Origin of the sequence: Providencia sp. PROV116, assembly GCF_028482485.1 — a bacterium.
Lineage (GTDB): Bacteria > Pseudomonadota > Gammaproteobacteria > Enterobacterales > Enterobacteriaceae > Providencia > Providencia rettgeri.
In genome coordinates, this window is record NZ_JAMPQO010000023.1 from 51049 (window position 1) to 74971 (window position 23923).

General features: G+C 41.6%; 19 protein-coding genes and 2 tRNA genes. 6 read left to right on the top strand and 15 right to left on the bottom strand.

All coding sequences use genetic code 11. The annotated features are described in order from the left end of the window. Positions 1–37: 37 nt before the first annotated feature. From wzzE to trxA, 4 genes are all read right to left on the bottom strand, one after another. Complete coding sequence (wzzE, locus tag PSE72_RS16165; protein WP_004907286.1) at positions 38–1096, bottom strand: ECA polysaccharide chain length modulation protein; 1059 nt, start codon at positions 1094–1096, stop codon at positions 38–40. A gap of 29 nt (positions 1097–1125) precedes the next feature. Then, entirely contained in the window at positions 1126–2211 is a 1086-nt protein-coding gene (wecA, locus tag PSE72_RS16170) for a UDP-N-acetylglucosamine--undecaprenyl-phosphate N-acetylglucosaminephosphotransferase (RefSeq protein WP_004907283.1), read from the bottom strand. A gap of 630 nt (positions 2212–2841) precedes the next feature. Next, positions 2842–4101, bottom strand: coding sequence for a transcription termination factor Rho (gene rho / locus PSE72_RS16175; protein WP_004906109.1), 1260 nt, complete (start codon positions 4099–4101; stop codon positions 2842–2844). 719 nt (positions 4102–4820) lie between these two features. Beyond that, complete coding sequence (gene trxA, locus PSE72_RS16180) at positions 4821–5147, bottom strand: thioredoxin TrxA (protein WP_004907277.1); 327 nt, start codon at positions 5145–5147, stop codon at positions 4821–4823. 117 nt (positions 5148–5264) lie between these two features. Here trxA and rhlB point away from each other — a divergent pair, with 117 nt between their 5' ends. Both rhlB and gppA read left to right on the top strand, forming a co-directional pair. Continuing rightward, positions 5265–6551, top strand: coding sequence for an ATP-dependent RNA helicase RhlB (gene rhlB / locus PSE72_RS16185; RefSeq protein ID WP_004907274.1), 1287 nt, complete (start codon positions 5265–5267; stop codon positions 6549–6551). A gap of 11 nt (positions 6552–6562) precedes the next feature. Next, positions 6563–8065, top strand: a complete 1503-nt coding sequence (gppA, locus tag PSE72_RS16190; protein ID WP_115168130.1) for a guanosine-5'-triphosphate,3'-diphosphate diphosphatase — start codon at positions 6563–6565, stop codon at positions 8063–8065. A gap of 52 nt (positions 8066–8117) precedes the next feature. Here the strand turns inward: gppA and rep are convergent, their stop codons facing one another. Continuing rightward, on the bottom strand, positions 8118–10142 hold the full coding sequence (gene rep / locus PSE72_RS16195; protein ID WP_109912167.1) for a DNA helicase Rep: 2025 nt from the start codon (positions 10140–10142) through the stop codon (positions 8118–8120). A gap of 233 nt (positions 10143–10375) precedes the next feature. Here rep and PSE72_RS16200 point away from each other — a divergent pair, with 233 nt between their 5' ends. Continuing rightward, on the top strand, positions 10376–10513 hold the full coding sequence (locus tag PSE72_RS16200; RefSeq protein ID WP_155242194.1) for a hypothetical protein: 138 nt from the start codon (positions 10376–10378) through the stop codon (positions 10511–10513). A gap of 11 nt (positions 10514–10524) precedes the next feature. On the opposite strand, the gene ilvC is transcribed toward PSE72_RS16200, so the two are convergent. Next, complete coding sequence (gene ilvC / locus PSE72_RS16205; RefSeq protein WP_004907263.1) at positions 10525–11997, bottom strand: ketol-acid reductoisomerase; 1473 nt, start codon at positions 11995–11997, stop codon at positions 10525–10527. A gap of 176 nt (positions 11998–12173) precedes the next feature. On the opposite strand from ilvC, the gene ilvY reads away from it, so the two are divergent. Next, on the top strand, positions 12174–13070 hold the full coding sequence (gene ilvY / locus PSE72_RS16210) for an HTH-type transcriptional activator IlvY (protein WP_004906122.1): 897 nt from the start codon (positions 12174–12176) through the stop codon (positions 13068–13070). On the opposite strand, the gene ilvA is transcribed toward ilvY, so the two are convergent. From ilvA to ilvL, 6 genes are all read right to left on the bottom strand, one after another. Next, positions 13062–14636 carry a threonine ammonia-lyase, biosynthetic gene (gene ilvA / locus PSE72_RS16215; RefSeq protein ID WP_004907259.1) on the bottom strand — a complete coding sequence of 525 codons (1575 nt, stop codon included), beginning with the start codon at positions 14634–14636 and terminating at the stop codon, positions 13062–13064. The two genes, ilvY and ilvA, sit on opposite strands and share 9 nt — an antisense overlap. Before the next feature lie 2 nt (positions 14637–14638). Next, positions 14639–16489, bottom strand: a complete 1851-nt coding sequence (gene ilvD, locus PSE72_RS16220) for a dihydroxy-acid dehydratase (protein ID WP_004907256.1) — start codon at positions 16487–16489, stop codon at positions 14639–14641. A 67-nt stretch (positions 16490–16556) separates the two neighbouring features. Beyond that, positions 16557–17483, bottom strand: a complete 927-nt coding sequence (locus PSE72_RS16225) for a branched-chain amino acid transaminase (RefSeq protein ID WP_004907252.1) — start codon at positions 17481–17483, stop codon at positions 16557–16559. An 11-nt stretch (positions 17484–17494) separates the two neighbouring features. Continuing rightward, positions 17495–17764 carry an acetolactate synthase 2 small subunit gene (gene ilvM / locus PSE72_RS16230; RefSeq protein WP_004907250.1) on the bottom strand — a complete coding sequence of 90 codons (270 nt, stop codon included), beginning with the start codon at positions 17762–17764 and terminating at the stop codon, positions 17495–17497. Next, the gene (ilvG, locus tag PSE72_RS16235) at positions 17761–19407 is read right to left on the bottom strand and encodes an acetolactate synthase 2 catalytic subunit (protein WP_115168131.1); all 1647 of its coding nucleotides are present in this window, start codon (positions 19405–19407) and stop codon (positions 17761–17763) included. The genes ilvM and ilvG overlap by 4 nt, the downstream gene beginning before the upstream one ends. A 132-nt stretch (positions 19408–19539) precedes the next feature. Beyond that, positions 19540–19641, bottom strand: coding sequence for an ilv operon leader peptide (gene ilvL, locus PSE72_RS16240; RefSeq protein ID WP_071524553.1), 102 nt, complete (start codon positions 19639–19641; stop codon positions 19540–19542). 479 nt (positions 19642–20120) lie between these two features. Between ilvL and PSE72_RS16245 the strand changes: the two genes are divergently transcribed. After that, complete coding sequence (locus PSE72_RS16245) at positions 20121–21647, top strand: YifB family Mg chelatase-like AAA ATPase (RefSeq protein WP_198641750.1); 1527 nt, start codon at positions 20121–20123, stop codon at positions 21645–21647. A gap of 78 nt (positions 21648–21725) precedes the next feature. On the opposite strand, the gene PSE72_RS16250 is transcribed toward PSE72_RS16245, so the two are convergent. Continuing rightward, on the bottom strand, positions 21726–22064 hold the full coding sequence (locus tag PSE72_RS16250; RefSeq protein ID WP_004907240.1) for a DUF413 domain-containing protein: 339 nt from the start codon (positions 22062–22064) through the stop codon (positions 21726–21728). A gap of 112 nt (positions 22065–22176) precedes the next feature. Between PSE72_RS16250 and hdfR the strand changes: the two genes are divergently transcribed. Further along, positions 22177–23019, top strand: a complete 843-nt coding sequence (gene hdfR / locus PSE72_RS16255; RefSeq protein ID WP_042851484.1) for an HTH-type transcriptional regulator HdfR — start codon at positions 22177–22179, stop codon at positions 23017–23019. 687 nt (positions 23020–23706) lie between these two features. Here hdfR and PSE72_RS16260 read toward each other — a convergent pair. Beyond that, positions 23707–23782 (bottom strand) — tRNA-Trp (locus tag PSE72_RS16260). A gap of 8 nt (positions 23783–23790) precedes the next feature. Next, positions 23791–23867, bottom strand: a tRNA-Asp gene (locus tag PSE72_RS16265). Positions 23868–23923: the final 56 nt, after the last annotated feature.

Genomic DNA, 23923 nt, shown 5'->3' on the forward strand with positions numbered 1-23923 from the left:
ATGCCACTGATGAATTCACCAGTGGCTTATCCCAAAATCAAGATGGGCGGCGGCGAGCAAGTACCACTCCGGCACCTACTAACATCCCTATGGCTCCCCACAGAACCATCATAAAGGCTCGACGAGGACTATCGCGTTTAACAGGCTCTTCTGGAGTTCGTAAATAGCGATATGCTTGAAAATTATCTTGGAGGGTGGGCCCCACGCTCAATGTTGATAACATGGCAATATTTTGGTCGTAATCACTATCGTGATCGGGCCCGGTTGCTTTCAATGTTTCAATCTGTGCTTGTAATAAAGGGGCACCTAACATAAACATTTTAGAATCTGGAATTTCATCCACAGGTGTTGCGCTTTGATTACGTACAATACCTTGTTTTTCAGCAACTTTTAGTGCTTGCTCCAGCGCGTTTAAACGTCGTTCGTAAGCGGCCTTTGCCACCATATCTTCGCGTTTAACCAATGCTTTCATGGATTGCATCTTCGTTGCCCAAGTACCTTTAATTTCATCGTTAAGATTAGTTGTGGCACGTTGGTTAGCAAACTGAGTGTATTGACGTAATAGCTGGTTCGCATCTGCGGATGTTTCCGCCACTAATTTAATGCTATCGGTTAAATTTTTGACTTCATCTGCTGGCGTAAACTCAATATCGTTAATGAGCTCATCCAATAATGCGGCATCTGCTTTAGGGTCATTCTCTAAGCGCTGCTTATAGTAATCCGTAGTTAGCCAAAACTGACGACGTGTATCATAAGAGCCGAGCTGCTTTGTGAATTCTTGATAAGCTTCTTTTGCAATTGTCGGTAATTGCCCTTCTTGTCCCGTATTATTAATACGGGAATCGAGGTTGCGCAGAAACTGCTGCTGAGAATAATAACTTCCCAGATTATTGACGGTTGGTAAATCCGTAATTGCTGTCGCACTCCACTTAGGCTGCATAAAATAGGACGCTCCCAAGGCAATTGCAGCAAAAATAACGGCAAATGCAACGATCCAAATTTTACCTTGCCACAATGAGCGACATAAACCACGGATATCCAATTCCGGCTCTATTGGCGATTGATGCTGACTCGGTTGTGTTTCTGAGTTATTCACTGCACAGAACCTCTATTTTCGTTTTGTCGTTACCGTACTGCTCCTCTACGTGCTCTACGTCTCACTCGCTTAATAAAACGGGCGACTTTCCAAGCTCGTTTGATGCAGTAACCATACATCATAAATACAAGCAAAAATAATGCCAACATTACCCATTCAGGTACAAATGTTAAGTGCTCACCAATAATACCAACACACGCTAAAGCAGCCGCTGATAATGTAATCAGCACAAATGCCCCTTTTGGTGTAAAACCAGAACGCATAATTAAATGATGAATGTGCTGGCGATCAGGTGAAAATGGGCTCATACCTTTACGAATACGGCGATACATAATGGCAACCATGTCCATTAGAGGGATCGCAATAATCCATAAAGCCGTAACTGGGTTAATCGGATGGACTTCCTCTTGCGTCGAAGCCACAAGGATCCAAATAATCGTGAACCCAATCAGTGTACTTCCCGCATCCCCCATGAAGACTTTAAAACGGCGACCTAACACGCCTAAATTTAAAAGAATATAAGGAAGAATAGCTGCAATAAAGGCAAAACACCAAAATGCTAACGCATAGTTACCGTTTTGATATAGCAAAAAGCCGAGAGCACCAAAAGAAACAGAAGATAAACCACCGAGTAACCCGTCAATACCATCAACCATGTTAAAAGCATTGATTGCTGCCCATACTGCAAATAAGGTAACGATATAACCGAATGGGCCAAGTACGAGTTCCCATGGTCCAAAGGCATGACCGAGTGACTCAAGTTTCAATCCTGCCGCTGTCATCATAACAACGGCAACGACTGCTTGAATACCAGCCCTTAATTTCACACTGATATCAAACCTATCATCTAATGCGCCAATAAAGACCAATAACCCCGCACAAGCGATATATAGCCACTTATGAGGAATGTATTCACCTGTAATATAAAATGCAAAACAGATCCCAAAGAAAACGGAAATTCCCCCAACAAGGGGAACTAATCCTACATGTTTCTTTCTGAAATTAGGCTTATCAACCAACCCGATTTTTATTGCAACAACTCGAGCCAGAAAAATAAAAACTAATGAAAACAAGAAAACGTAGAAGAGATTGGTTACAAAGTGTATGGTGTCCACTGTTCGACTCTCTTAATCTTTATATTTAACTTTCAAAACTAAATTTTTTTTGGCAAATGCCGATAAACAAGCAGGAGCCAATGCATTATCATCTTGGTACTGAAATCTGCTATAAGACGAATCTTTATTCATAAAGAAATTCCTGCAACATTATTAGTTCTTACACTTTATTAGGGTGTTTGATTTAATAACGAAACATCCCGTAATTTTATACTGAATAGCTGCAATATGCATGCCATAAAAACAACACTCTAGAATCGAGTTAATCGACTGGTGCTTAAATAAGCACTCGATGATTAAATAATAAAGTGATGAAAATAAATTTAACACTAGTCACAAAACAAATATAAACATAACATTTTTCTTTTGATTCATAATGTTAACATCATATTACTGATATTTTTATAGTGCATTATTAATTTTTAATAAAAACTTCGCCTATTTATTTAACGTTATTTATAAACAAAGTAATAAAACATCATCTTAATCTATTGAAACTAAATCGGCAAAATATTAGGCCTGATTTAATATGATATGTTTTAATTTTTATGAACTAACGCGGTGTATAAAAACAAAAAAAATAGGTACCATAACTGGCACCTATTTATAAAACACAGCGAACCTTAACGGCTAGGCTCTTTTCATAAAGTCAAAGAACTCTTCGTTGGTTTTCGTCATCGCTAACTTACTAATGAGGAACTCCATCGCATCGATTTCGCCCATTGGATGAATAATCTTACGTAAGATCCACATTTTTTGTAATTCATCTTGCGATGTAAGTAACTCTTCTTTACGCGTACCTGAACGATTGTAGTCTATTGCAGGGAACACACGTTTTTCTGCAATTTTACGAGAAAGGTGCAGTTCCATGTTACCTGTACCTTTAAATTCCTCGTAAATAACTTCATCCATTTTCGAACCGGTATCAACCAGTGCCGTTGCAATGATTGTCAGGCTTCCACCTTCTTCAACATTACGAGCAGCACCGAAGAAACGTTTTGGACGGTGTAATGCATTCGCATCCACACCACCGGTTAATACTTTACCAGACGAAGGTACTACGGTGTTATATGCACGGGCTAGACGCGTAATAGAGTCGAGTAAAATGATAACGTCTTTTTTATGTTCAACTAGACGTTTTGCTTTTTCAATTACCATTTCAGCAACTTGAACGTGACGTGCAGCAGGCTCATCAAATGTTGAAGCAATAACTTCACCTTTGACCAAACGTTGCATTTCTGTCACTTCCTCTGGGCGCTCATCAATTAGCAGAACCATCAGAACGCAATCAGGGTAATTGTGTGCAATATTTGCTGCAATATTTTGCAGTAACATTGTTTTACCCGCTTTCGGTGGAGCAACAATCAAACCACGTTGACCACGACCGATTGGAGCCGCAAGGTCCAATACACGTGCAGTTAAATCCTCAGTTGAACCATTACCACGTTCCATACGCAGACGACGGTTTGCATGTAATGGGGTTAAGTTTTCGAAAAGAATTTTACTGCGGGCATTTTCAGGTTTGTCGTAGTTAACTTCATTGACTTTCAGGAGAGCAAAGTAACGTTCACCTTCTTTAGGTGGACGAATTTTCCCTGAGATTGTGTCACCTGTGCGTAGGTTAAAACGGCGGATTTGGCTAGGAGAAACGTAGATATCATCAGGACCTGCGAGGTAAGAACTGTCTGCTGAACGGAGGAAACCAAATCCATCCTGCAATATTTCCAGTACGCCATCGCCGAAAATATCTTCGCCACTTTTCGCATGCTGCTTCAAGATAGAGAAAATAATATCCTGCTTTCTCATACGGGCTAAGTTCTCTAGCCCCATGTTTTCGCCTAACGTAATCAATTCTGATACTGGCGTATTTTTTAATTCGGTAAGATTCATAATGGTGGGTTCTTTAACTCGGGGTAATTCTCGAACTATGAACGTAAATTGACGGCAGCTTATTATTAAGTGCCAGTTTAACTTTATACTGCCCTGTTGCTCACTAATTTTTACCAAAAGCAAACAACAATGCAAAAAAATCTTGTGCTAGCCATTACTAAGATTGCTCTAACATCTGACTGCATCTCATCTTGATGATGTGTGACATATTATTAGAAACACACGCAATATTAGCAATAGTTTTTTGTACATTTAGGACAACATCCATCCCAATATCGCAAATTTAATGGCAGATTAGCATTAAAAAACACATAACTGCTAAGTGCCAACCTTCTCCCACTTCATTTTTACATCCCTATGATATAAAAATATTGAATTTCATTACGTTCGTTTATGCACTATCTTTAATTCATATGAGAGATACATTGAAATCAAAGATATTGAATACGACTATAACTCAATGTCTAAACTTTCAATTTTCATATTTAAAATCATTACGCCATCAGTTTTTGATCAATAACAATCATTACGAAACAATCATCACAATACTGAACTAACAAGCTATATATGTAAGATAAGAGCAATGGAATACAAGGTAATTCATATGGGTGCTATACGAGGAATGAGGATAACTTATCATGCTTAAGTGAAGACGTCTAGCGGCTCTCTAGATAAAATAGATATACCGCTAAACGTTTTAGCTTACATATAACGATAACTTACAGATTTTCGTCTAAAAATTCTTTCAGTTGCGTTTTTGATAATGCACCGACTTTCGTTGCTGCGACTTCACCATTTTTGAATAAAAGCAAGGTCGGGATACCACGAATTCCATATTTTGGAGCGGTACCTGGGTTTTCATCAATATTCAGTTTTGCGATAGTCAGTTTGCCTGTATATTCTTCAGCAACTTCATCAAGAATAGGCGCGATCATTTTACAAGGACCACACCATGCTGCCCAAAAATCGACGAGAACAGGTGAACTTGCGTTCAGAACTTCAGTTGCAAAACTTGCATCAGTTATATGTATAATTTTATCGCTCATGTTGTACTCCAAAGGATCATCTTTTGCAGACTTAGTGTAACATTATTGGCAGCAGTATGCTTTATTTCAAAAGATACACTTTCGTAAACCAACCGTTAACTGATATTCTAACATACTATGAGTAAAGCACACTTGACAGAAAAGAAGTTTTCCGACTTCGCATTGCACCCTAAAGTCATTGAAGCTCTGAATAAAAAAGGCTTCAATTTTTGCACGCCTATACAGGCGTCCACCTTGCCTTTTACTGTCGAAGGCAAAGACGTGGCGGGTCAAGCGCAAACAGGTACAGGTAAAACGTTAGCTTTTTTAACGTCTACATTTCATTATTTATTAACTCACCCAGCTATTGAGGGTAAAAAAGCGAACCAGCCTCGTGCACTAATCATGGCGCCGACACGCGAACTCGCAGTACAAATTTATTCGGATGCTAAAGAGCTAGCTGAGTACACTGGCCTGAAAATGGGGCTAGCATACGGTGGTGACGGCTATGATGAGCAACTTAAGGTTTTACAAAACGGTGTTGATATCCTCATTGGTACAACTGGCCGTTTAATCGACTACGCAAAACAAGGCCATGTCGACCTAAGTGCGATTCAGGTTGTGGTACTTGATGAAGCCGACCGCATGTATGACCTTGGATTTATTAAAGATATCCGCTGGATTTTCCGTCGTATGCCAGGTGCCGCAGAAAGGCTTAATTTGCTGTTTTCTGCAACTTTATCTTACCGAGTCAGAGAATTAGCCTTCGAACAAATGAACAACCCTGAATATGTTGAGGTCGAACCTTTGCAAAAAACAGGTCACCGTATCAAAGAAGAGCTATTTTACCCTTCTAATGAAGAAAAAATGCGCCTGCTCCAAACGCTTCTTGAAGAAGAGTGGCCAGAGCGTTGTATTATTTTCGCCAATACAAAACACCGTTGTGATGATATTTGGGCGCATTTAGCTGCCGATGGCCATCGTGTAGGTTTATTAACTGGCGATGTCGCACAGAAAAAACGACTGCGTATATTAGAGCAATTCACACAAGGCCATTTAGATATTTTAGTGGCAACTGATGTTGCAGCTCGTGGTTTACATATTCCATCAGTAACTCATGTATTTAACTACGACTTACCTGATGACTGCGAAGATTACGTACACCGTATTGGCCGTACGGGTCGTGCGGGTGAAAGTGGAAACTCAATTAGCTTAGCGTGTGAAGAATATTCACTTAACCTGCCTGCTATTGAAGAGTATATCCAACACTCAATCCCTGTTAGTAAATATAACAGTGATGCATTATTGAGTGATTTACCTGCGCCAAAACGCCGCCATCGCCCACGTCCTGGAGGCCCACGTCGTAATTCGAATTCGCAGCGTCGCCACAATGGCCCACGTAACAACCATAAACGTCCAGGCTGAGTAAAAACGATATGCTGAAATCTTCTTCTCTTTATGCCGCCATCGATTTAGGCTCAAACAGTTTTCATATGCTAGTCGTACGTGAAACTGCTGGTAGCATTCAGGTAATCTCTAGGGTTAAGCGCAAAGTTCGTCTTGCCGCAGGTTTAGACAACAACAACCTGCTTTCTGAACAAGCAATGGAGCGAGGCTGGCAATGTTTACGCCTGTTTTCGGAACACTTACAAGATATTCCGAATACACAAATTCGTGTTGTCGCAACTGCGACTTTGCGTTTAGCTAAAAATGCCGATATTTTCATCGAAAAAGCCAGCCAAATTTTAGGAAACCCTGTAAAAGTTATTCAAGGAGAAGAAGAAGCTCGCTTAATTTATCAAGGTGTTGCACATACAACTGGCGGGCCAGATCAACGCTTAGTAGTTGATATTGGCGGAGGAAGTACTGAGCTCGTTACAGGTACAGGCGCAAAAGCGGAGCAACTCTATAGTCTTGAAATGGGTTGTGTAACTTGGCTTGAGCGCTACTTTGGCGATAGAAGTTTAACAGAAGAAAACTTCTCAGCAGCTCAAGCCGCTGCCCATAATGTCATCGCCCCTATTGCAGATGCACTTAAGACACATGGGTGGAAGATTTGTGTTGGTGCATCCGGCACCGTACAAGCGATTCAGGAAATCATGATTGCCCAAGGCATGGATGAACTGGTCACACTTTCTAAATTACAACAGCTTAAGCGTAAAGCCATTCAATGCCAAAAACTTGAAGAGCTTGAAATTGATGGCCTAACCTTCGAACGTGCTCTTGTTTTTCCAAGCGGATTATCTATTTTGATCGCTATCTTTGAAGCATTAGAAATTGATAACATGACACTCGCTGGCGGAGCACTTCGTGAAGGACTTGTCTATGGCATGCTACAGCTTCCTATTGAGCAGGATATTCGCGCTCGTACCGTTCGCAATATTCAGCGGCGCTTCCAAGTCGATATCGAACAAGCAAGCCGAGTTCGTCAACTTGCAGAATATTTTTATTTACAAGTCGCGAAAGATTGGGGCTTAGATACACGTTGTCGTGATTTACTATCCAGTGCATGCGCGTTACATGAAATTGGCTTGAGTGTTGATTTCCGTAAAGGCCCCGAGCACGCTAGCTACCTCATAACACACCTTGATTTACCTGGTTTTACCCCAGCTCAAAAGCGGTTACTTGCTGCATTATTGATAAATCAGCAAGGCCCTGTTGATTTAACGCCATTAAGCCAACAAAATGCGCTCCCTATGCAGCATGCATATAATTTATGTCGTTTACTTCGCCTTGCCATTATTTTTGCGAGCCGTAGACGTGATGACACCTTGCCAGCACTAAGGCTTAATGTGAATGCACAAAGGCTAACCATCACGCTGCCTTATCGTTGGTTATCCGATCACCCTCTACGAGCGGAAAATTTACAGCAAGAAGTTCAATGGCAGGGCTATGTAAATTGGGCTTTAGAGTTGGAAGAACGTAATAGTTCAAATTGATAATATTTTCCACACTAGACCTACTCTAGTGTGGAAATTCAATTAGTTGCGGTTACTCACTTTTTTTATTTAACCCTAAACGCGCTTTAATATCGGCTAAAGCTGATTGCCCCTTCTGCATACGTTCCTGCGCACTAACCACTTTACGCTGCTGCTCCCATTGTAAATCATCTTGAGGCAATTCAAGGAGAAAACGGCTTAATTCAGGACGGATCAACTCACCATATTGGCGACGCTCACGACAATGAGAAAAGAATAGCTCTCTTTGCGCCCGCGTAATTCCTACATAAGCTAAACGGCGTTCTTCATCAATATTGTTTTCATCAATACTACTTTGATGTGGTAGCAGCCCTTCCTCCATGCCAACCAAAAAAACATAAGGAAACTCAAGGCCTTTAGAGGCATGTAACGTCATGAGCTGAACTTGGTCTGATTCTTCATCATCCTCACCACGCTCCATCATATCGCGCAGCGTAAAACGTGTAACCACTTGGCTCAATGTCATTGGGTCATTGAGCTCATCGCCTTCAACCATTTCACTCATCCATGTGAATAGTTGGTTGACGTTTTTCATTCGCATTTCGGCAGCTTTAGTACTGGTCGACGTTTCATATAGCCAGCTTTCATAATCCATTTCACGCAGTAAGTCACGCACCGCAATTAAAGGCTCACGCTCCGACGTTCGTACAATACTGTCCATCCAATGAGTGAAACGCTGTAATGCTTCTAATCCTTTGCCTTTTAAGATTTGTTCAAGCCCTAAATCAAAGCTGGCTTGATATAAACTTTTACCCCGCTGGTTTGCCCACTCCCCAAGTTTTTGGATAGTTTTAGGGCCAATTTCTCGACGCGGAGTATTAACAATACGCAAGAATGCACTATCATCTTCGGGGTTAGTAAGCACTCGCAAATAAGCTAACAAGTCTTTGATTTCAGGGCGAGAGAAAAATGAAGTCCCCCCTGAAATCCGATACGGAATACGGTTTTGCATCAACATTTTTTCAAAAATACGTGATTGATGGTTGCCACGATACAAAATGGCGTAATCTTTATATTCCGTCTTATTAATAAAGTGATGTGCGATAAGCTCCCCAATCACTCTTTCAGCTTCATGATCTTCATTATTCGCGGTCAGGACTTTAAGTGGCGCTCCATACCCTAATTCAGAAAATAATTTTTTTTCAAATACATGAGGATTATTGGCAATTAAAATATTCGCCGCTTTTAAAATTCGTTCTGATGAGCGGTAATTCTGCTCAAGCTTAATGACATTTAATTTAGGGAAATCTTGATTCAATAAAACCAAGTTTTGTGGCCTTGCTCCACGCCATGAATAGATTGACTGATCGTCATCGCCCACAACCGTAAACCTTGCTCGCTGCCCCACAAGCAATTTAACCAACTGATATTGACTCGTATTGGTATCTTGGTACTCGTCCACCAGCAAGTAACGAATTTTTTGCTGCCAACGCTCGCGAACTTCTTCATTTTGGTATAACAACAAGGTAGGCTTGCTGATTAAATCGTCAAAATCCAGCACATTGCAACTTTTCAGATGAAGTTCATAGCGGCGATAACACTCCGCAAAGTGATGCTCTTTCTCACTCCGTGCTTGGCCTATCACTTGTTGTGGCGAGATAAGATCATTTTTCCAATTTGAGATCGCTGAGATCAATTGTTTGAGTAAGTCTTTATCCTCTTCCAATAAATCAAAGGTAAGTTCTTTCAATAATGCCATCTGATCTTGGTCGTCAAATAGCGAAAAATTGGCTTTAATACCCAGCGCTTTATATTCACGCTTAATGATTTCCAACCCTAATGTATGGAAGGTGGATATGATCAAACCGCGTGCTTCTTTTTTCCCCAAGGTTTGAGCCACGCGCTCTTTCATTTCCCGCGCCGCTTTATTGGTGAAAGTCACCGCTGCAATTTGTCGAGGCTGATAACCGCATTGGCGAATTAAATGCGCAATTTTATTCGTGATAACACGCGTTTTACCTGACCCAGCCCCAGCTAACACAAGGCATGGACCCTCTACATATTCAACTGCCTGCTGCTGGCTTGGGTTTAATCGCATGGTTTTCTACATCACTTAGTTATTCAAAAAGGAATTCGCTACAGATTGTAGCAGAAACCGACCCAACTCTTGAGCAACGATCTTCTCTATTTATAAAAAACAAAAAACCACATCATTCATCAGAAAGATGTGGTTTTGTTCTTTTTCTTTTATACCACCAATACATTTTTCTAAACTATTCGCGTTAGAGGAAGGCGGCAAAGGAGGCTATCCCAAGGAGTATACACGAGTATGTGACTTGGGTAACCGAGTGTAGCCAACGCACCTATCACGCGAAGAGCGACGAAAAATTAGGTTATCCCAAAGAGAATACACAAGTATGTGACTTGGGTAACCGAGTGCAGCCAACGCGCCTATCACGCGAAGAGTGACGAAAAATGAGTTAGCCGACCGCAATCTTCTTCATATCCGTCATATAACCACGTAACGTCTTACCGATTTTCTCGATAGGATGGTTACGGATAGCTTCGTTGATATCACGTAACTGTGCGTTATCAGTGCCATTATCTGCAACTGGTTTCGCTAAATCACCCGCTTGTAATTTCGTCATGAATTCTTTCAGCATTGGCACAGCTGCAAATGAGAACAGATAGTTACCGTATTCTGCTGTGTCTGAAATAACCACGTTCATTTCATATAAACGCTTACGAGCAATGGTATTTGCAATCAGTGGTAACTCATGCAGGGACTCATAGTAAGCTGATTCTTCTAAGATACCCGCTTCTAACATCGTATCGAACGCTAATTCAACGCCCGCTTTAACCATAGCAACTAACAAAACACCGTGGTCAAAGTATTCTTGTTCGGCAATTTTCCCTTCATATTCAGGGTAATTTTCGAATGCCGTTTTGCCTGTCTCTTCACGCCATGTCAGCAAGTTTTTATCATCATTTGCCCAGTCTGCCATCATGGTTGCAGAAAATTCGCCTGAAATGATGTCATCCATATGTTTTTGGAACAATGGCGCCATGATAGTTTTCAGTTGCTCAGATAATGCATAAGCACGAACTTTTGCAGGGTTAGACAAACGGTCCATCATCAGTGTGATACCACCTTGTTTCAGCGCTTCGGTGATAGTTTCCCAACCAAACTGAATTAATTTACCTGCATAGCCTGGCTCAACACCGTCAGCAACCATTTTATCATAGCTCAGTAATGCGCCTGCTTGTAACATACCACACAGAATAGTTTGCTCACCCATCAGGTCAGACTTAACCTCTGCAACAAACGAAGACTCCAGAACACCGGCACGGTGGCCACCAGTCGCTGCCGCCCATGCTTTAGCAATCGCCATCCCCTCACCTTTCGGGTCATTCTCTGGGTGTACTGCAATCAGAGTTGGAACACCAAAACCACGCTTGTATTCTTCACGAACTTCGGTACCTGGGCATTTTGGCGCTACCATCACAACAGTAATGTCTTTACGAATTTCTTCACCAACTTCAACAATGTTGAATCCATGTGAATAACCCAGTGCTGCACCTTGTTTCATCATAGGCTGAACAGCACGAACAACGGCTGAATGCTGTTTGTCCGGCGTTAAGTTAACAACCAAATCAGCGGTAGGGATCAATTCTTCATAAGTGCCAACTTTGAAGCCATTTTCTGTCGCTTTACGCCATGAAGCACGTTTCTCTGCAATTGCTTCATCACGTAATGCATAAGCAATATCTAAACCTGAGTCACGCATATTCAGGCCTTGGTTCAAACCTTGTGCCCCACAACCGACGATGACGATTTTTTTACCTTTCAGGAAACCCGCTTCATCCGCAAATTCTTCGCGCTGCATAAAACGGCACTTACCTAATTGAGCTAACTGCTCACGTAAATTCAATGTGTTAAAATAATTCGCCATTGTCATACTCCATTGTTCTGTTGTGTTCGTTATGTCAGGCAACAATTTTGCCTGTCGCTCATTTTGAGCGTTTATGGATTTACTATATGCGATGTTTCGCATTGCTTAAATTGATATATTAACAATACAATGTTGCAATATCTGCAACGTCATTAGTTATGTTATTAGAGGGCAAAATGGACATTCGTGATCTCAAGCTTTTTTTGCATTTAGCACAAAGCTGCCACTTCGGGCGCACATCTAAAGCGATGCATGTCAGTCCTTCCACATTGTCTCGCCAAATACAACGCCTCGAAGAACAGCTTGGTCATCCGCTATTTGTGCGAGATAACCGCTCAGTCAAATTGACTCAAGCAGGGGAGCACCTTAAACAATTTGCCCAACAAACATTATTGCAATATCAACAACTACAACATGCTCTCAATCAGCAAAGCCCATCACTTAGTGGGGAACTGCATCTTTTTTGCTCAGTTACGGCAGCTTATAGTCATTTACCCGAAGTTTTAGACAAATTCCGTGCGCTACATCCACTAGTTGAAATTAAACTCACGACAGGTGACGCAGCTGATGCCGTTGAAAAAGTGGAAACTCATGAGGCTGATCTTGGTATTGCAGGGAAACCCGAGCGCTTACCCGATAACGTCCGTTTTGCAAAAATCGGCGAAATCCCTCTCGTTTTGATTGCCCCATCACTACCCTGTGCAGTACGAAGCATGGTAACAGAGGCTGAACCTGATTGGTCTACCGTCCCTTTTATCCTGCCTGAGCACGGCCCATCCCGTAAACGTATCGAGCTCTGGTTCCGTCGCCATAATATCAATAACCCTGTCATTTATGCGACGGTCTCAGGCCATGAAGCTATTGTATCAATGGTCGCTTTGGGGTGCGGTATCGCCTTAATTCCCAGTGTGGTTGTTGATAACAGCCCAGAACCCGTACGCAGCCGTATTTCACAGCTCGATAATATTTCAATGGTAGAACCTTTTGAGCTCGGCGTTTGCCTATTAAGCAAACGCCTGAGTGAACCATTAATTAAAGCATTTTGGGAATTACTCCCAGACAACTCAATCTAAGGTTCTTTGGTTATCTTGTGGCGCTAAGAAAAAGCGGAAAGAGGGGTTTCCTGTTTCATCATGATATTCATAACCTAGCGCATCAAGATGCCTATCAAAACGCACTTCTGGCCCAGCCAGTTCAAATGCCGCCAGCACACGTCCATAATCTGTACCATGGCTACGGTAATGAAATAACGTTATATTCCAATGAGTCCCTAGGGTTTCTAAGAATCTCAACAATGCACCTGGAGACTCTGGAAATTCAAAGCTATATAACCTTTCGTCTAATGGCTTTGATGGACGCCCACCAATCATATAACGCACATGAAGTTTTGCCATTTCATCATCTGATAAATCATCGACTTCATAGCCGTTACTTCTAAGCTCTTGGATAATCTCCGAGCGCTCGCCATCACGGCCACTTAAACGCACCCCAACAAAAATACATGCGCGTTCAGGGTCCGCATCCGTATAGCGATAATTAAACTCCGTAATGGCTCGATGGCCTAATAACTGGCAAAAACGTAAGAAGCTGCCTTTTTGCTCAGGAATGGTGACTGCGAGTAAAGCTTCTCGTTGTTCACCAATTTCACAGCGTTCAGAAACATAACGCAGCCCATGGAAATTCATATTCGCACCGGACAAAATATGCGCTAAACGTTCACCTTTAATGTTATGCTGCTGTACGTATTTTTTTAATCCGGCCAATGCTAAAGCGCCCGAAGGCTCTGCTATCGCGCGAACATCTTCAAAAATATCTTTCAATGCAGCACAAATGGAATCACTATCAACAGTGATAACATCGTCAACATACTGCTGGCACAACCTGAAGGTTTCATCTCCAATACGCTTTACTGCCACCCCTTCTGCGAATAGGCCAACACGTGGTAAATCAACAGGATGCCCAGCCTCTAACGCGGCTTTTAAACAAGCGGCATCTTCAGACTCCACACCAATGATTTTAATTTCAGGCATTAACTGCTTAATAATCACAGCAACGCCTGCAATTAACCCACCGCCACCTACAGGAATAAAAATTCGATCTAAATGCACATCCTGTTGCAATAGCTCGAGAGCTATCGTAGCTTGCCCAGCAATCACTGAAGGGTGGTCAAAAGGTGGAACAAAGGTATAGCCATCCTCTGCGGCCATTGCAATGGCTTTCGCTTTCGCTTCATCAAAATTAGCGCCATGTAAAATAGCTTCACCACCAAAGCTTCGTACTGCATCCACTTTGATATCCGCTGTCGCAACTGGCATGACTATTTTTGCTTTCACACCAACACGATTTGCTGATAACGCAACGCCTTGAGCGTGGTTCCCCGCAGAAGCTGTCACCACACCTTTGCTTTTTTGCTCTTCGGTTAAATTTGCAATCATGGCGTAAGCCCCACGAAGCTTAAAGCTATGTACTGGCTGCCTATCTTCACGCTTGACTAAAATGGTATTCCCCAAGCGTGAAGATATTTTATCCATCTGTTGAAGAGGCGTTACTTGCGCAGCTTCATAAACCGGCGCACTCAGCGCCGCTTTTAAGTAATCTGCTCCGGTTGGGGCAACCGGTAATGGTTTTGCTGCTGCCACAATCAGCCCCCTAATTTCGACTTGTCACGAACAGCACCTTTGTCTGCACTCGTCGCCAATGAAGCATAAGCGCGCAGAGCAAAAGAAACCTCACGCTGACGATTACGCGGAGTATAAGCTTTATCGCCTCGAGCTAATTCCGCTTCACGGCGTTGATTCAGCTCACTTTCACTAACATCCAGCACCATCGTTCTTTTTGGAATATCGATATCAATAATATCGCCATCTTGAACTAATGCGAGTAAGCCACCACTCGCTGCTTCTGGTGAAATATGACCAATAGAAAGCCCTGAGCTACCGCCAGAGAAGCGACCATCTGTTATCAATGCACAGCTTTTGCCTAATCCCATTGATTTCAGGTATGAGGTTGGGTACAGCATTTCTTGCATGCCCGGACCACCCTTAGGCCCTTCATAGCGAATAACAACCACATCTCCTTCAACGACTTTGCCACCCAAAATAGCTTCTACTGCGTCATCTTGGCTTTCAAAGACTTTGGCAGGGCCACGGAATGTTAAACTGCCTTCATCAACTCCAGCGGTTTTAACAATACAACCATCTTCTGCAATATTTCCAGACAGGACAGCCAGTCCCCCATCCAAACTATACGCATGCTCAATACTACGGATACACCCATTCTCACGGTCAGTATCCAATGACGGCCAGCGGCAATTCTGTGAAAAGGCTTTTGTTGTACGGATACCAGCAGGGCCCGCGGAAAACATTGATTTAACGGCCTCATCCTTTGTTAACATCACATCATATTGCGCTAATGTTTCTTGGAAGCTCAGACCTAAAATATTCGTCACGTTTTCTTGCAATAAACCTGCACGGCTCAGTTCACCTAAAATACCGATGACACCACCAGCACGGTGAACATCTTCCATATGGTATTTTTGTGTACTCGGTGCAACCTTACACAAATGTGGGACTTTACGTGATAAACGGTCGATATCATCCATGGTGAAATCGATCTCTGCTTCTTGAGCTGCTGCAAGTAAATGCAGGACTGTGTTAGTTGAACCACCCATGGCAATATCCAACGTCATCGCATTTTCAAATGCAGATTTATTAGCGATATTGCGTGGTAACGCACTTTCATCATCTTGTTCGTAATAGCGTTTGGTTAATTCAACAATGCGCTTACCTGCATTGATAAATAAAGTTTCGCGGTCTGCGTGAGTCGCTAACAATGAGCCATTTCCTGGCTGAGATAACCCAAGCGCCTCAGTTAAGCAGTTCATTGAGTTTGCAGTAAACATTCCTGAGCAAGAGCCACACGTTGGGCATGCTGAACGTTCTATTTGCTCACTATCTGCATCACTCACATTAGGGTTAGCCCCTTGAATCATGGCATCAACTAAATCGAGCTTGATGATTTGATCTGAAAGCTTGGTTTTACCTGCTTCCATTGGACCGCCCGAAACAAAAATAACCGGAATATTCAGACGTAATGACGCCATCAACATGCCTGGGGTGATTTTATCGCAGTTTGAAATACACACCATGGCATCCGCACAGTGTGCGTTCACCATATATTCAACAGAATCCGCAATTAATTCACGGGAAGGTAAGGAATACAACATTCCGCCATGTCCCATGGCAATCCCATCATCAACAGCGATTGTATTAAACTCTTTCGCAACACCACCTGCATTTTCAATTTGCTCTGCAACTAATTTGCCTAAATCACGTAAATGTACGTGGCCTGGAACAAACTGTGTGAATGAGTTAACAACAGCAATAATGGGCTTTCCAAAATCAGCATCGGTCATGCCTGTTGCACGCCATAATGCACGAGCCCCAGCCATATTACGACCATGAGTTGTTGTTGCTGAACGGTACTTAGGCATATCTTTAACTCCCGTGTTTAAAACAGGCGGGGAACGTCCGCCTGTAACATCTATTTAAATTTAATTATTAAGGGTTTACTGGATCTAACCAGCCCCATTTATCTTCTGTTGTACCATCAAATAAGCCAAAGAATGCCTGCTGAATTTGCTTGGTTACTGGGCCACAACGGCCAATGCCAACTTGGATACCATCAACACTACGAACCGGAGTGATCTCTGCAGCGGTTCCTGTCATGAAGACTTCATCAGCAAGATAGAGAGATTCACGTGATAGTGTTTGCTCACGTACTTCGATACCCAAATCTTTTGCTAAAGTTAAAATTGCATCACGCGTAATACCTGGTAATGCAGATGATGTGAACGGAGGTGTATACAGGATGCCATCTTTCACCTCAAAAATATTTTCCCCAGCACCTTCGGAGAGATATCCGTGAACATCTAATGCAATACCTTCTTGGTAACCATGGCGACGAGCTTCGCTACCAACTAGTAGAGAAGATAAATAGTTGCCACCTGCTTTTGCCCCTGTAGGAATGGTGTTTGGTGCAACACGATTCCAAGAAGAGACCATCGCATCAATACCTTGGTCTAACGCTTCTTCACCTAAATACGCTCCCCATGGAAAAGCGGCTAAAATCACATCGGTGTTATAACCGTCTGGAGGGTTAACACCCATACCAACATCACCAATAAACACTAATGGACGAATATACGCACTGACTAAGTTATTTTTACGCAGAGTTGCACGACATGCTTCCATTAACTCTTCCACGCTGTAGCTGACAGGCATACGGTAAATTTTTGCTGAATCATGCAAACGTTGCATATGCTCACGGTGGCGGAAGACCACAGGACCTTTGTGCGAGTCATAACAACGGACACCTTCAAACACTGATGTACCATAGTGCAGAGCATGAGACATAACATGAACCTTTGCATCAGCCCATGGCGTCATTTCACCGTTAAACCAAATAAAGTCAGCTTTCTTAGTCATTTGTATATTCCTTACATTGCACTTTGTGTGCGTAATAGTCGTGATTCTTGTTGTAGTACTTCAACTTCTGTAATGTCCGAAAGCTTGGTTAACTGTGCACAAAGCTGGGTTAATGGCCTTTGACTACTTACAGTAAGTTCAATATTAACATTGTCGCCGTCTGTCGATTGTCCCATATTCATGGCATTAATACGAAATCCACGATGGCGAGTGACCCTTAATATACGCTCTAAAACCTCAGGACGGAAACGGGCCAATATCGAGATTTGGTGTTGCATCATAATGGTTTCTCCATCATTTTTTCATTACTAGCCCCAGGCGGAACCAACGGCCAGACGTTTTCTAGTTCATTAATTGATACCTGTAATAAATAGGCACCTTCGCTATTAAGTAATTCATCTAATGCCGCATTAACTTCCGACTTATCTGTGATCCGTTGGCCTTTAATACCAAACGCGCTGGCTAATGCCACAAAATCAGGGTTGTCTGTTAAAATAGTTTCGCTATAACGCTGTTCGAAAAACAGTTCTTGCCACTGGCGAACCATGCCTAAGCGCTGGTTATCGATTAAAAGAATTTTTACAGGAAGTTGCTTACGTTTGATGGTTCCCAGCTCTTGGACATTCATCATGAATGAGCCATCTCCTGATACACAAACAACCGTATCTTCAGGCCTAGCAACCTGTGCCCCAATTGCCGCAGGGATACCAAACCCCATGGTTCCAAGCCCACTTGAGGTTAAGAAATTTTCAGGGCCATCAACGGTGATATGTTGTGCCGACCACATTTGGTGTTGCCCTACATCGGTAGTAACAACCGTATTTGGCTGCATTTTATCCGACAGTTGTTTCAGTAACAGTGGTGCATAAATAGGCTCACCAGGATGGTCATAACGCCAACCGAATTCTTTTTTAAGTTGCTGAACTTCCTGCAGCCAAGGTGCTATTGATTTTTTAAGCATTAATTCAGGTAGTAATACTTTTGCATCACCATGCAACGCAACATGCGTTTGACGTAATTTGTCCAATTCTACGTGGTCTATATCGATATGAATCACTTTGGCGTTCGGTGCAAAAGTATTTAACTTACCTGTTACCCTATCATCAAAACGAGCACCAACAGCGATGAGTAAGTCACAGCGCTGCACAGAAATATTGGCCGCTTTAGTACCGTGCATACCTAACATGCCTAAATAGTTTTCATCTAAAGGGCTCACAGCACCAAGCCCTTTTAATGTTGCAACTGAAGGAATACCTGTAAACTCAATAAATTCGCGTAATTCTTTTACGGCACCTGACATTCCAACACCGCCACCAACGTACAACATAGGCTTTTCTGATTGCTCTAATAGCATTCTTGCCTGTTGAATTTCTGATAAAGGTGACGTGACTTCTTGCTCTACCGGCATTAAAAACGGAGACAACTCAGCGTGTTGTAGCTGAATATCTTTCGGAATATCAATCAGTACAGGGCCTGGTCGCCCACTATTTGCGATTGCGAAAGCCTCAGCAAGAATGCGAGGTAAATCCTCGATGTCTTCAACCAAAAAACTGTGCTTAGTACAAGCTAGAGACAACCCTAAGACGTCGATTTCTTGAAAAGCATCGGTTCCAATAAATTCAGAAGCGACTTGACCAGTAATGGCGACAACAGGAACAGAGTCTAATAATGCGTCCGCTAGCCCCGTGATAATATTTGTTGCACCAGGACCAGATGTTGCAATACACACCCCTGTCTTTCCTGTTGATCGTGCATAACCAATTGCCGCGATTACAGCCCCTTGCTCATGTCGACACAATAAATGCTCAACTCCACCATCATACAATGCGTCATAAACTGGCATAATTGCACCACCAGGATACCCAAATACGGTATCAACTCCCTGTGTTCGCAATGCTTGAACTAACCATTGTGCTCCGTTCATGCTTTATCTCCTGTCTGTCTACTTTATCTATTTGTATTTGTTATGTTTTATTTAGTGTGCTTGCATCAATCAACATTTATATCAAAAAAAACCCCGCGCCTTTCGGTGCGGGGTTCTCGTGAGATCTGGCTGTTATTTTAGCCTTCGTCGTCCAAGTGCAGCCCCGCACGGTGGGATAATAATCACCACCACGCTAATAATAATTAGGCTAACTGCTTGGATAAATGCGTTCATGTGTTTTACTTTTTCAATGTTCTTAATCATCTATTATTTAGAGTTATCATTTTAAAGGCGTTTTGACAACTTTTATTTAATTTATTTATTTTCAAAACATTAAATTACTTTAAAATCATATAATAACAATGAAATTAGCATTATAAACTACTTAAATAGCCATTCTTCAGTAAAATTCAATAGAATACATAGCATAATCAGCTACATCATCCATATTAGTCATTTGGCACCATTAAAACTCACCCCACATAATTAATTACTTTTTCTTATGAATAACCAAGCTCGGCATAGTATCCTCGCTTCATGAAACTAACACAATCCCAGTTATAACCTAGCTTCGAAGCCACTCGTAGTAAATTGAAACAACTCAGTAACTAAGTAATTAAATTATCGAGCGGTTTCGCAAACATGTTATCTATTCAAGATAAATCAAATTATTTTTAGCAGAATATTACTCTGTAAATAATATTGGAGGGCTCATGACATTAGCGATTGTTTACACTAGAGCATCAATTGGGTTAGAAGCACCTCTTGTTACTGTTGAAGCACATATTAGTAATGGGCTCCCAGGTTTAACACTCGTTGGGCTACCAGAAACGGCCGTAAAAGAAGCAAGAGATAGAGTTCGAAGCGCTCTACTAAATAGCGGATTTGAATATCCAGCTAAAAAAATGACGGTTAATTTAGCTCCAGCTGACTTACCAAAAGAAAGTGGTCGGTATGATCTTGCAATCGCGATTGCCATACTCGCATCATCAGGACAGCTCCCCCACGAGCCATTAAAACAGTATGAATTTTTAGGTGAACTTGCTTTATCAGGCGATGTTCGCTATGTTAGCAGTGCTATTCCTGCCGCCCAATCAGCATTAAAACAACAACGCTCCTTAATACTATCTATGGAGAATCAACATCAATTAGGCCTACTCTCAGATAATAGCGTTTATTTCGCAACATCCTTATTGGAGCTTTGTCATTTTTTACATAACAAAAACACATTGCTTTGTAATCAACAAATTCACCAAGCACCTCTCTCAATCAAGCAAGAAGGTGATATTAACGATATCATTGGCCAAGAACATGGTAAACGAGCATTAGAAATCTGTGCCGCTGGTGGGCATAATTTACTCTTATTGGGTCCGCCAGGAACAGGAAAAACGATGTTAGCCAGTCGGCTAATGACTTTACTTCCCCCATTAACCTCTCAGGAAGCGTTAGAAGTTGCTTCATTACATAGCTTGAGTGAAAATACAAAAGAAGACATGAATTGGCCGATAAGGCCTTTTAGAGCGCCCCATCATAGCGCATCAATTGCAGCTTTAATTGGCGGTGGCTCTCTTCCCAAGCCTGGCGAGATCTCACTTGCACATCACGGTGTTTTATTTTTAGATGAATTACCAGAATTTAGCCGCTCAGTACTCGATTCTTTACGAGAACCACTAGAATCCCGAAAAATTAGTATTTCTCGAGCAAAAGCAAAAGTTTGCTATCCCGCTAGTTTTCAGTTAGTTGCAGCTCTAAACCCTAGCCCAACAGGTCATTACCAAGGAGAAATGAGTCGTTCAGCTCCTTCCCGTATCCTACGTTACCTTTCACGCATATCAGGGCCTTTTATTGACCGGTTTGATCTCTCTATAGAAATTCCATTGTTACCTCTCGGTTCATTGAGTAGCCAAACCAATCAAGGTGAAACAAGTGAACACGTCAGACAAAGAGTTATCGAAGCCAGAAATAGGCAACTTAGGCGAGCCGGAAAAATTAATAGTTTACTAACGCCAAGAGAAACCACACAATTTTGCCTACTAACCGCAAAAGATGCATTATTCTTAGAACATGCATTAAATAAGTTAGGTCTTTCCATCCGAGCTTGGCACAGAATATTAAGAGTTGCCAGAACAATAGCCGACCTTAATGCCGCAGAAACTATTGAGCGTTCTGATTTATTAGAAGCTCTAGGGTATCGAGCGATGGATAAGTTATTGCTTCATTTGCAAAAACAAGTAAGCTGAGAAGAATGGACAGATAACTACTTTATTATCTCGTAAAAATAAAGGGACCGTAGTCCCTCTTATTATACGATGATGATATTAATCATCTGTATCAGTGTAGTCTTCCGATGGATCTATCTGCGGTTTACCGCCAGATAAAGTATGGAAGCGTTTTGGACGGTTAATACGGCTAGAATATTTTGCCCAAACTTTTTCTTCTGGGGTAGCAGGTTCACGCTCACCACGGCATACAGCGACGAAAAGTTTTTCTTCTTCTGTTTGAGGTTCGCGTTTACCTATATCAAGCTCATTAAAAGCTTGGCCGAGACGTTCTAGCAACTGAGCTTCTTTAATGGTGAAATCACCATGACGAGAAAAGCCACGTGGGTAATGTTTATTATCAAAAAAACGATTAGTCGTGATGAAGCTATCTGCCATCTGACACACTCCTAACTTATTACAGTCAAACTCTATATGGCGCGGAGTATTAGACAGCATTGACAATCTGTAAAACAAAACATTTAAATCATCACGACAAAAATAATTGGAGATGCATGTGGACAGCGAGTTATTGAGAACTTTTTTAGAGGTCAGTAAGACTAGGCACTTCGGTAGAGCCGCAGAATCACTCTATTTAACACAATCAGCAGTTAGCTTTCGTATTAGACAATTAGAAACACAGCTAGGTACAAGCTTATTTACTAGGCATAGAAACAATATCCGGTTAACAGCCGCGGGAGAAAGGCTTGTTCCATATGCCGAATCGTTAATGAATACCTGGTTGCAAGCTAAAAAAGAAATATCTCATGCCTCACAACACACAGAGCTTTCTATTGGTGCTACAGCTTCACTTTGGGAAGGTTATCTAACTGACTGGGTAGAAGAACTTTATAATCAACATGATGAACTGCGGCTCGAAGCTAGGGTTTCAACGCGCCAGTCTCTTGTTAAGCAACTACATTCTAGAGAATTAGACTTATTAATCGCAACTGAACCCCCAAAAATGGATGAGTTTGAAAGCACTATCATCGGTACGATTGATTTACAGCTTATGGCTTCCCAAAAAAATATTGCATTAACAAAATATAATTTTATAAAGCTAGAGTGGGGGGTTGATTTCCATCCCAAAAATGAACCATCACTAACCCAAGATGATACACCCGTAATGATCACGACCTCTGCCCATATTACCCGCCAATTACTTCCTGTATCGCTTTCAGCGGCATTTTTACCTGCTCATTGGGTATATCAATATCCAGGCCTAAAAACGCTCTCAGAAACCTCAATAAACAAACCTTTGTATGCAGTCTGGCTCCAAAAAAACGATCAGCAAGCTCTTATCAATCAACTGATTAAAACGCCAATAAAAAATGCACAGTTAAGTGAACAATAAAAGAAGAAGGTGAGTAACCGAATTCACTCACCTTCCTACTACTTTATAAACAAACTATGTTCCACTGCACAATGATCTTAATTGATGCTTCTTTTTATCTTTTAATAAGATATACCAATCACGAATAACTCATCGGCATTTATTTATACAATATAAACAAAATGATTTTTTGAGATTAATAAAGCTAAACCAGCAATTCTCGGTATACGACATTTATCTAAATTAAAGATTGAGCGCATTAAAATACCTTTCAACCCACAAATACTATTGAAAAACATAAAGTAGCAAGCAACAATTTACTGATTAGCTGAAATGTATATAAGCCGATGAAAATAAAGAAGAATAGTTGAGAGGGCAACTAGGTAATATCATCAATACATTTTAGTAGCAAATGTAATTAAAAGATATAAACAGTAAGTAATAACTCACCTATTTTTAGTATTAATAAAGAACGTCAAAGGATTGGATGAGAGAGAAATAAATCAAGGAGCTTATTTCTTGCATTTAAAATGATGAATACAATTAAAGCATATAAAACAGTGGGATAGTAGATTGGCTAAAATCAAATGAAAATTAGCAAATAGGGAAAAGTAACTCTATATCTACTATTAGATAAATAAAGAAAAACCCGATTAAGCTAATCGGGTTATCAATAGATACTTCTTTTATTATTACTTAATTGGTAACTGGCAGGGGCGGAGAGACTCGAACTCCCAACACCCGGTTTTGGAGACCGGTGCTCTACCAATTGAACTACGCCCCTAGATTAAGTGGCGGAACGGACGGGACTCGAACCCGCGACCCCCTGCGTGACAGGCAGGTATTCTAACCAACTGAACTACCGCTCCACTTATTCTTTTGCCTTTCGGCTGTTTACTGCTAATTAAGCAATAAACCTTTAATT

What these genes read in the sequence shown, in the direction of transcription:
- rho (WP_004906109.1), bottom strand. Translation starts at nt 4,101, where the DNA reads ATGAATCTTACCGAATTAAAAAATACGCCAGTATCAGAATTGATTACG.
- trxA (WP_004907277.1), bottom strand. Translation starts at nt 5,147, where the DNA reads ATGAGCGATAAAATTATACATATAACTGATGCAAGTTTTGCAACTGAA.
- rhlB (WP_004907274.1), top strand. Translation starts at nt 5,265, where the DNA reads ATGAGTAAAGCACACTTGACAGAAAAGAAGTTTTCCGACTTCGCATTG.
- gppA (WP_115168130.1), top strand. Translation starts at nt 6,563, where the DNA reads ATGCTGAAATCTTCTTCTCTTTATGCCGCCATCGATTTAGGCTCAAAC.
- rep (WP_109912167.1), bottom strand. Translation starts at nt 10,142, where the DNA reads ATGCGATTAAACCCAAGCCAGCAGCAGGCAGTTGAATATGTAGAGGGT.
- ilvC (WP_004907263.1), bottom strand. Translation starts at nt 11,997, where the DNA reads ATGGCGAATTATTTTAACACATTGAATTTACGTGAGCAGTTAGCTCAA.
- ilvY (WP_004906122.1), top strand. Translation starts at nt 12,174, where the DNA reads ATGGACATTCGTGATCTCAAGCTTTTTTTGCATTTAGCACAAAGCTGC.
- ilvD (WP_004907256.1), bottom strand. Translation starts at nt 16,489, where the DNA reads ATGCCTAAGTACCGTTCAGCAACAACAACTCATGGTCGTAATATGGCT.
- PSE72_RS16225 (WP_004907252.1), bottom strand. Translation starts at nt 17,483, where the DNA reads ATGACTAAGAAAGCTGACTTTATTTGGTTTAACGGTGAAATGACGCCA.
- ilvM (WP_004907250.1), bottom strand. Translation starts at nt 17,764, where the DNA reads ATGATGCAACACCAAATCTCGATATTGGCCCGTTTCCGTCCTGAGGTT.
- ilvG (WP_115168131.1), bottom strand. Translation starts at nt 19,407, where the DNA reads ATGAACGGAGCACAATGGTTAGTTCAAGCATTGCGAACACAGGGAGTT.
- ilvL (WP_071524553.1), bottom strand. Translation starts at nt 19,641, where the DNA reads ATGAACGCATTTATCCAAGCAGTTAGCCTAATTATTATTAGCGTGGTG.
- PSE72_RS16245 (WP_198641750.1), top strand. Translation starts at nt 20,121, where the DNA reads ATGACATTAGCGATTGTTTACACTAGAGCATCAATTGGGTTAGAAGCA.
- PSE72_RS16250 (WP_004907240.1), bottom strand. Translation starts at nt 22,064, where the DNA reads ATGGCAGATAGCTTCATCACGACTAATCGTTTTTTTGATAATAAACAT.
- hdfR (WP_042851484.1), top strand. Translation starts at nt 22,177, where the DNA reads ATGCATGTGGACAGCGAGTTATTGAGAACTTTTTTAGAGGTCAGTAAG.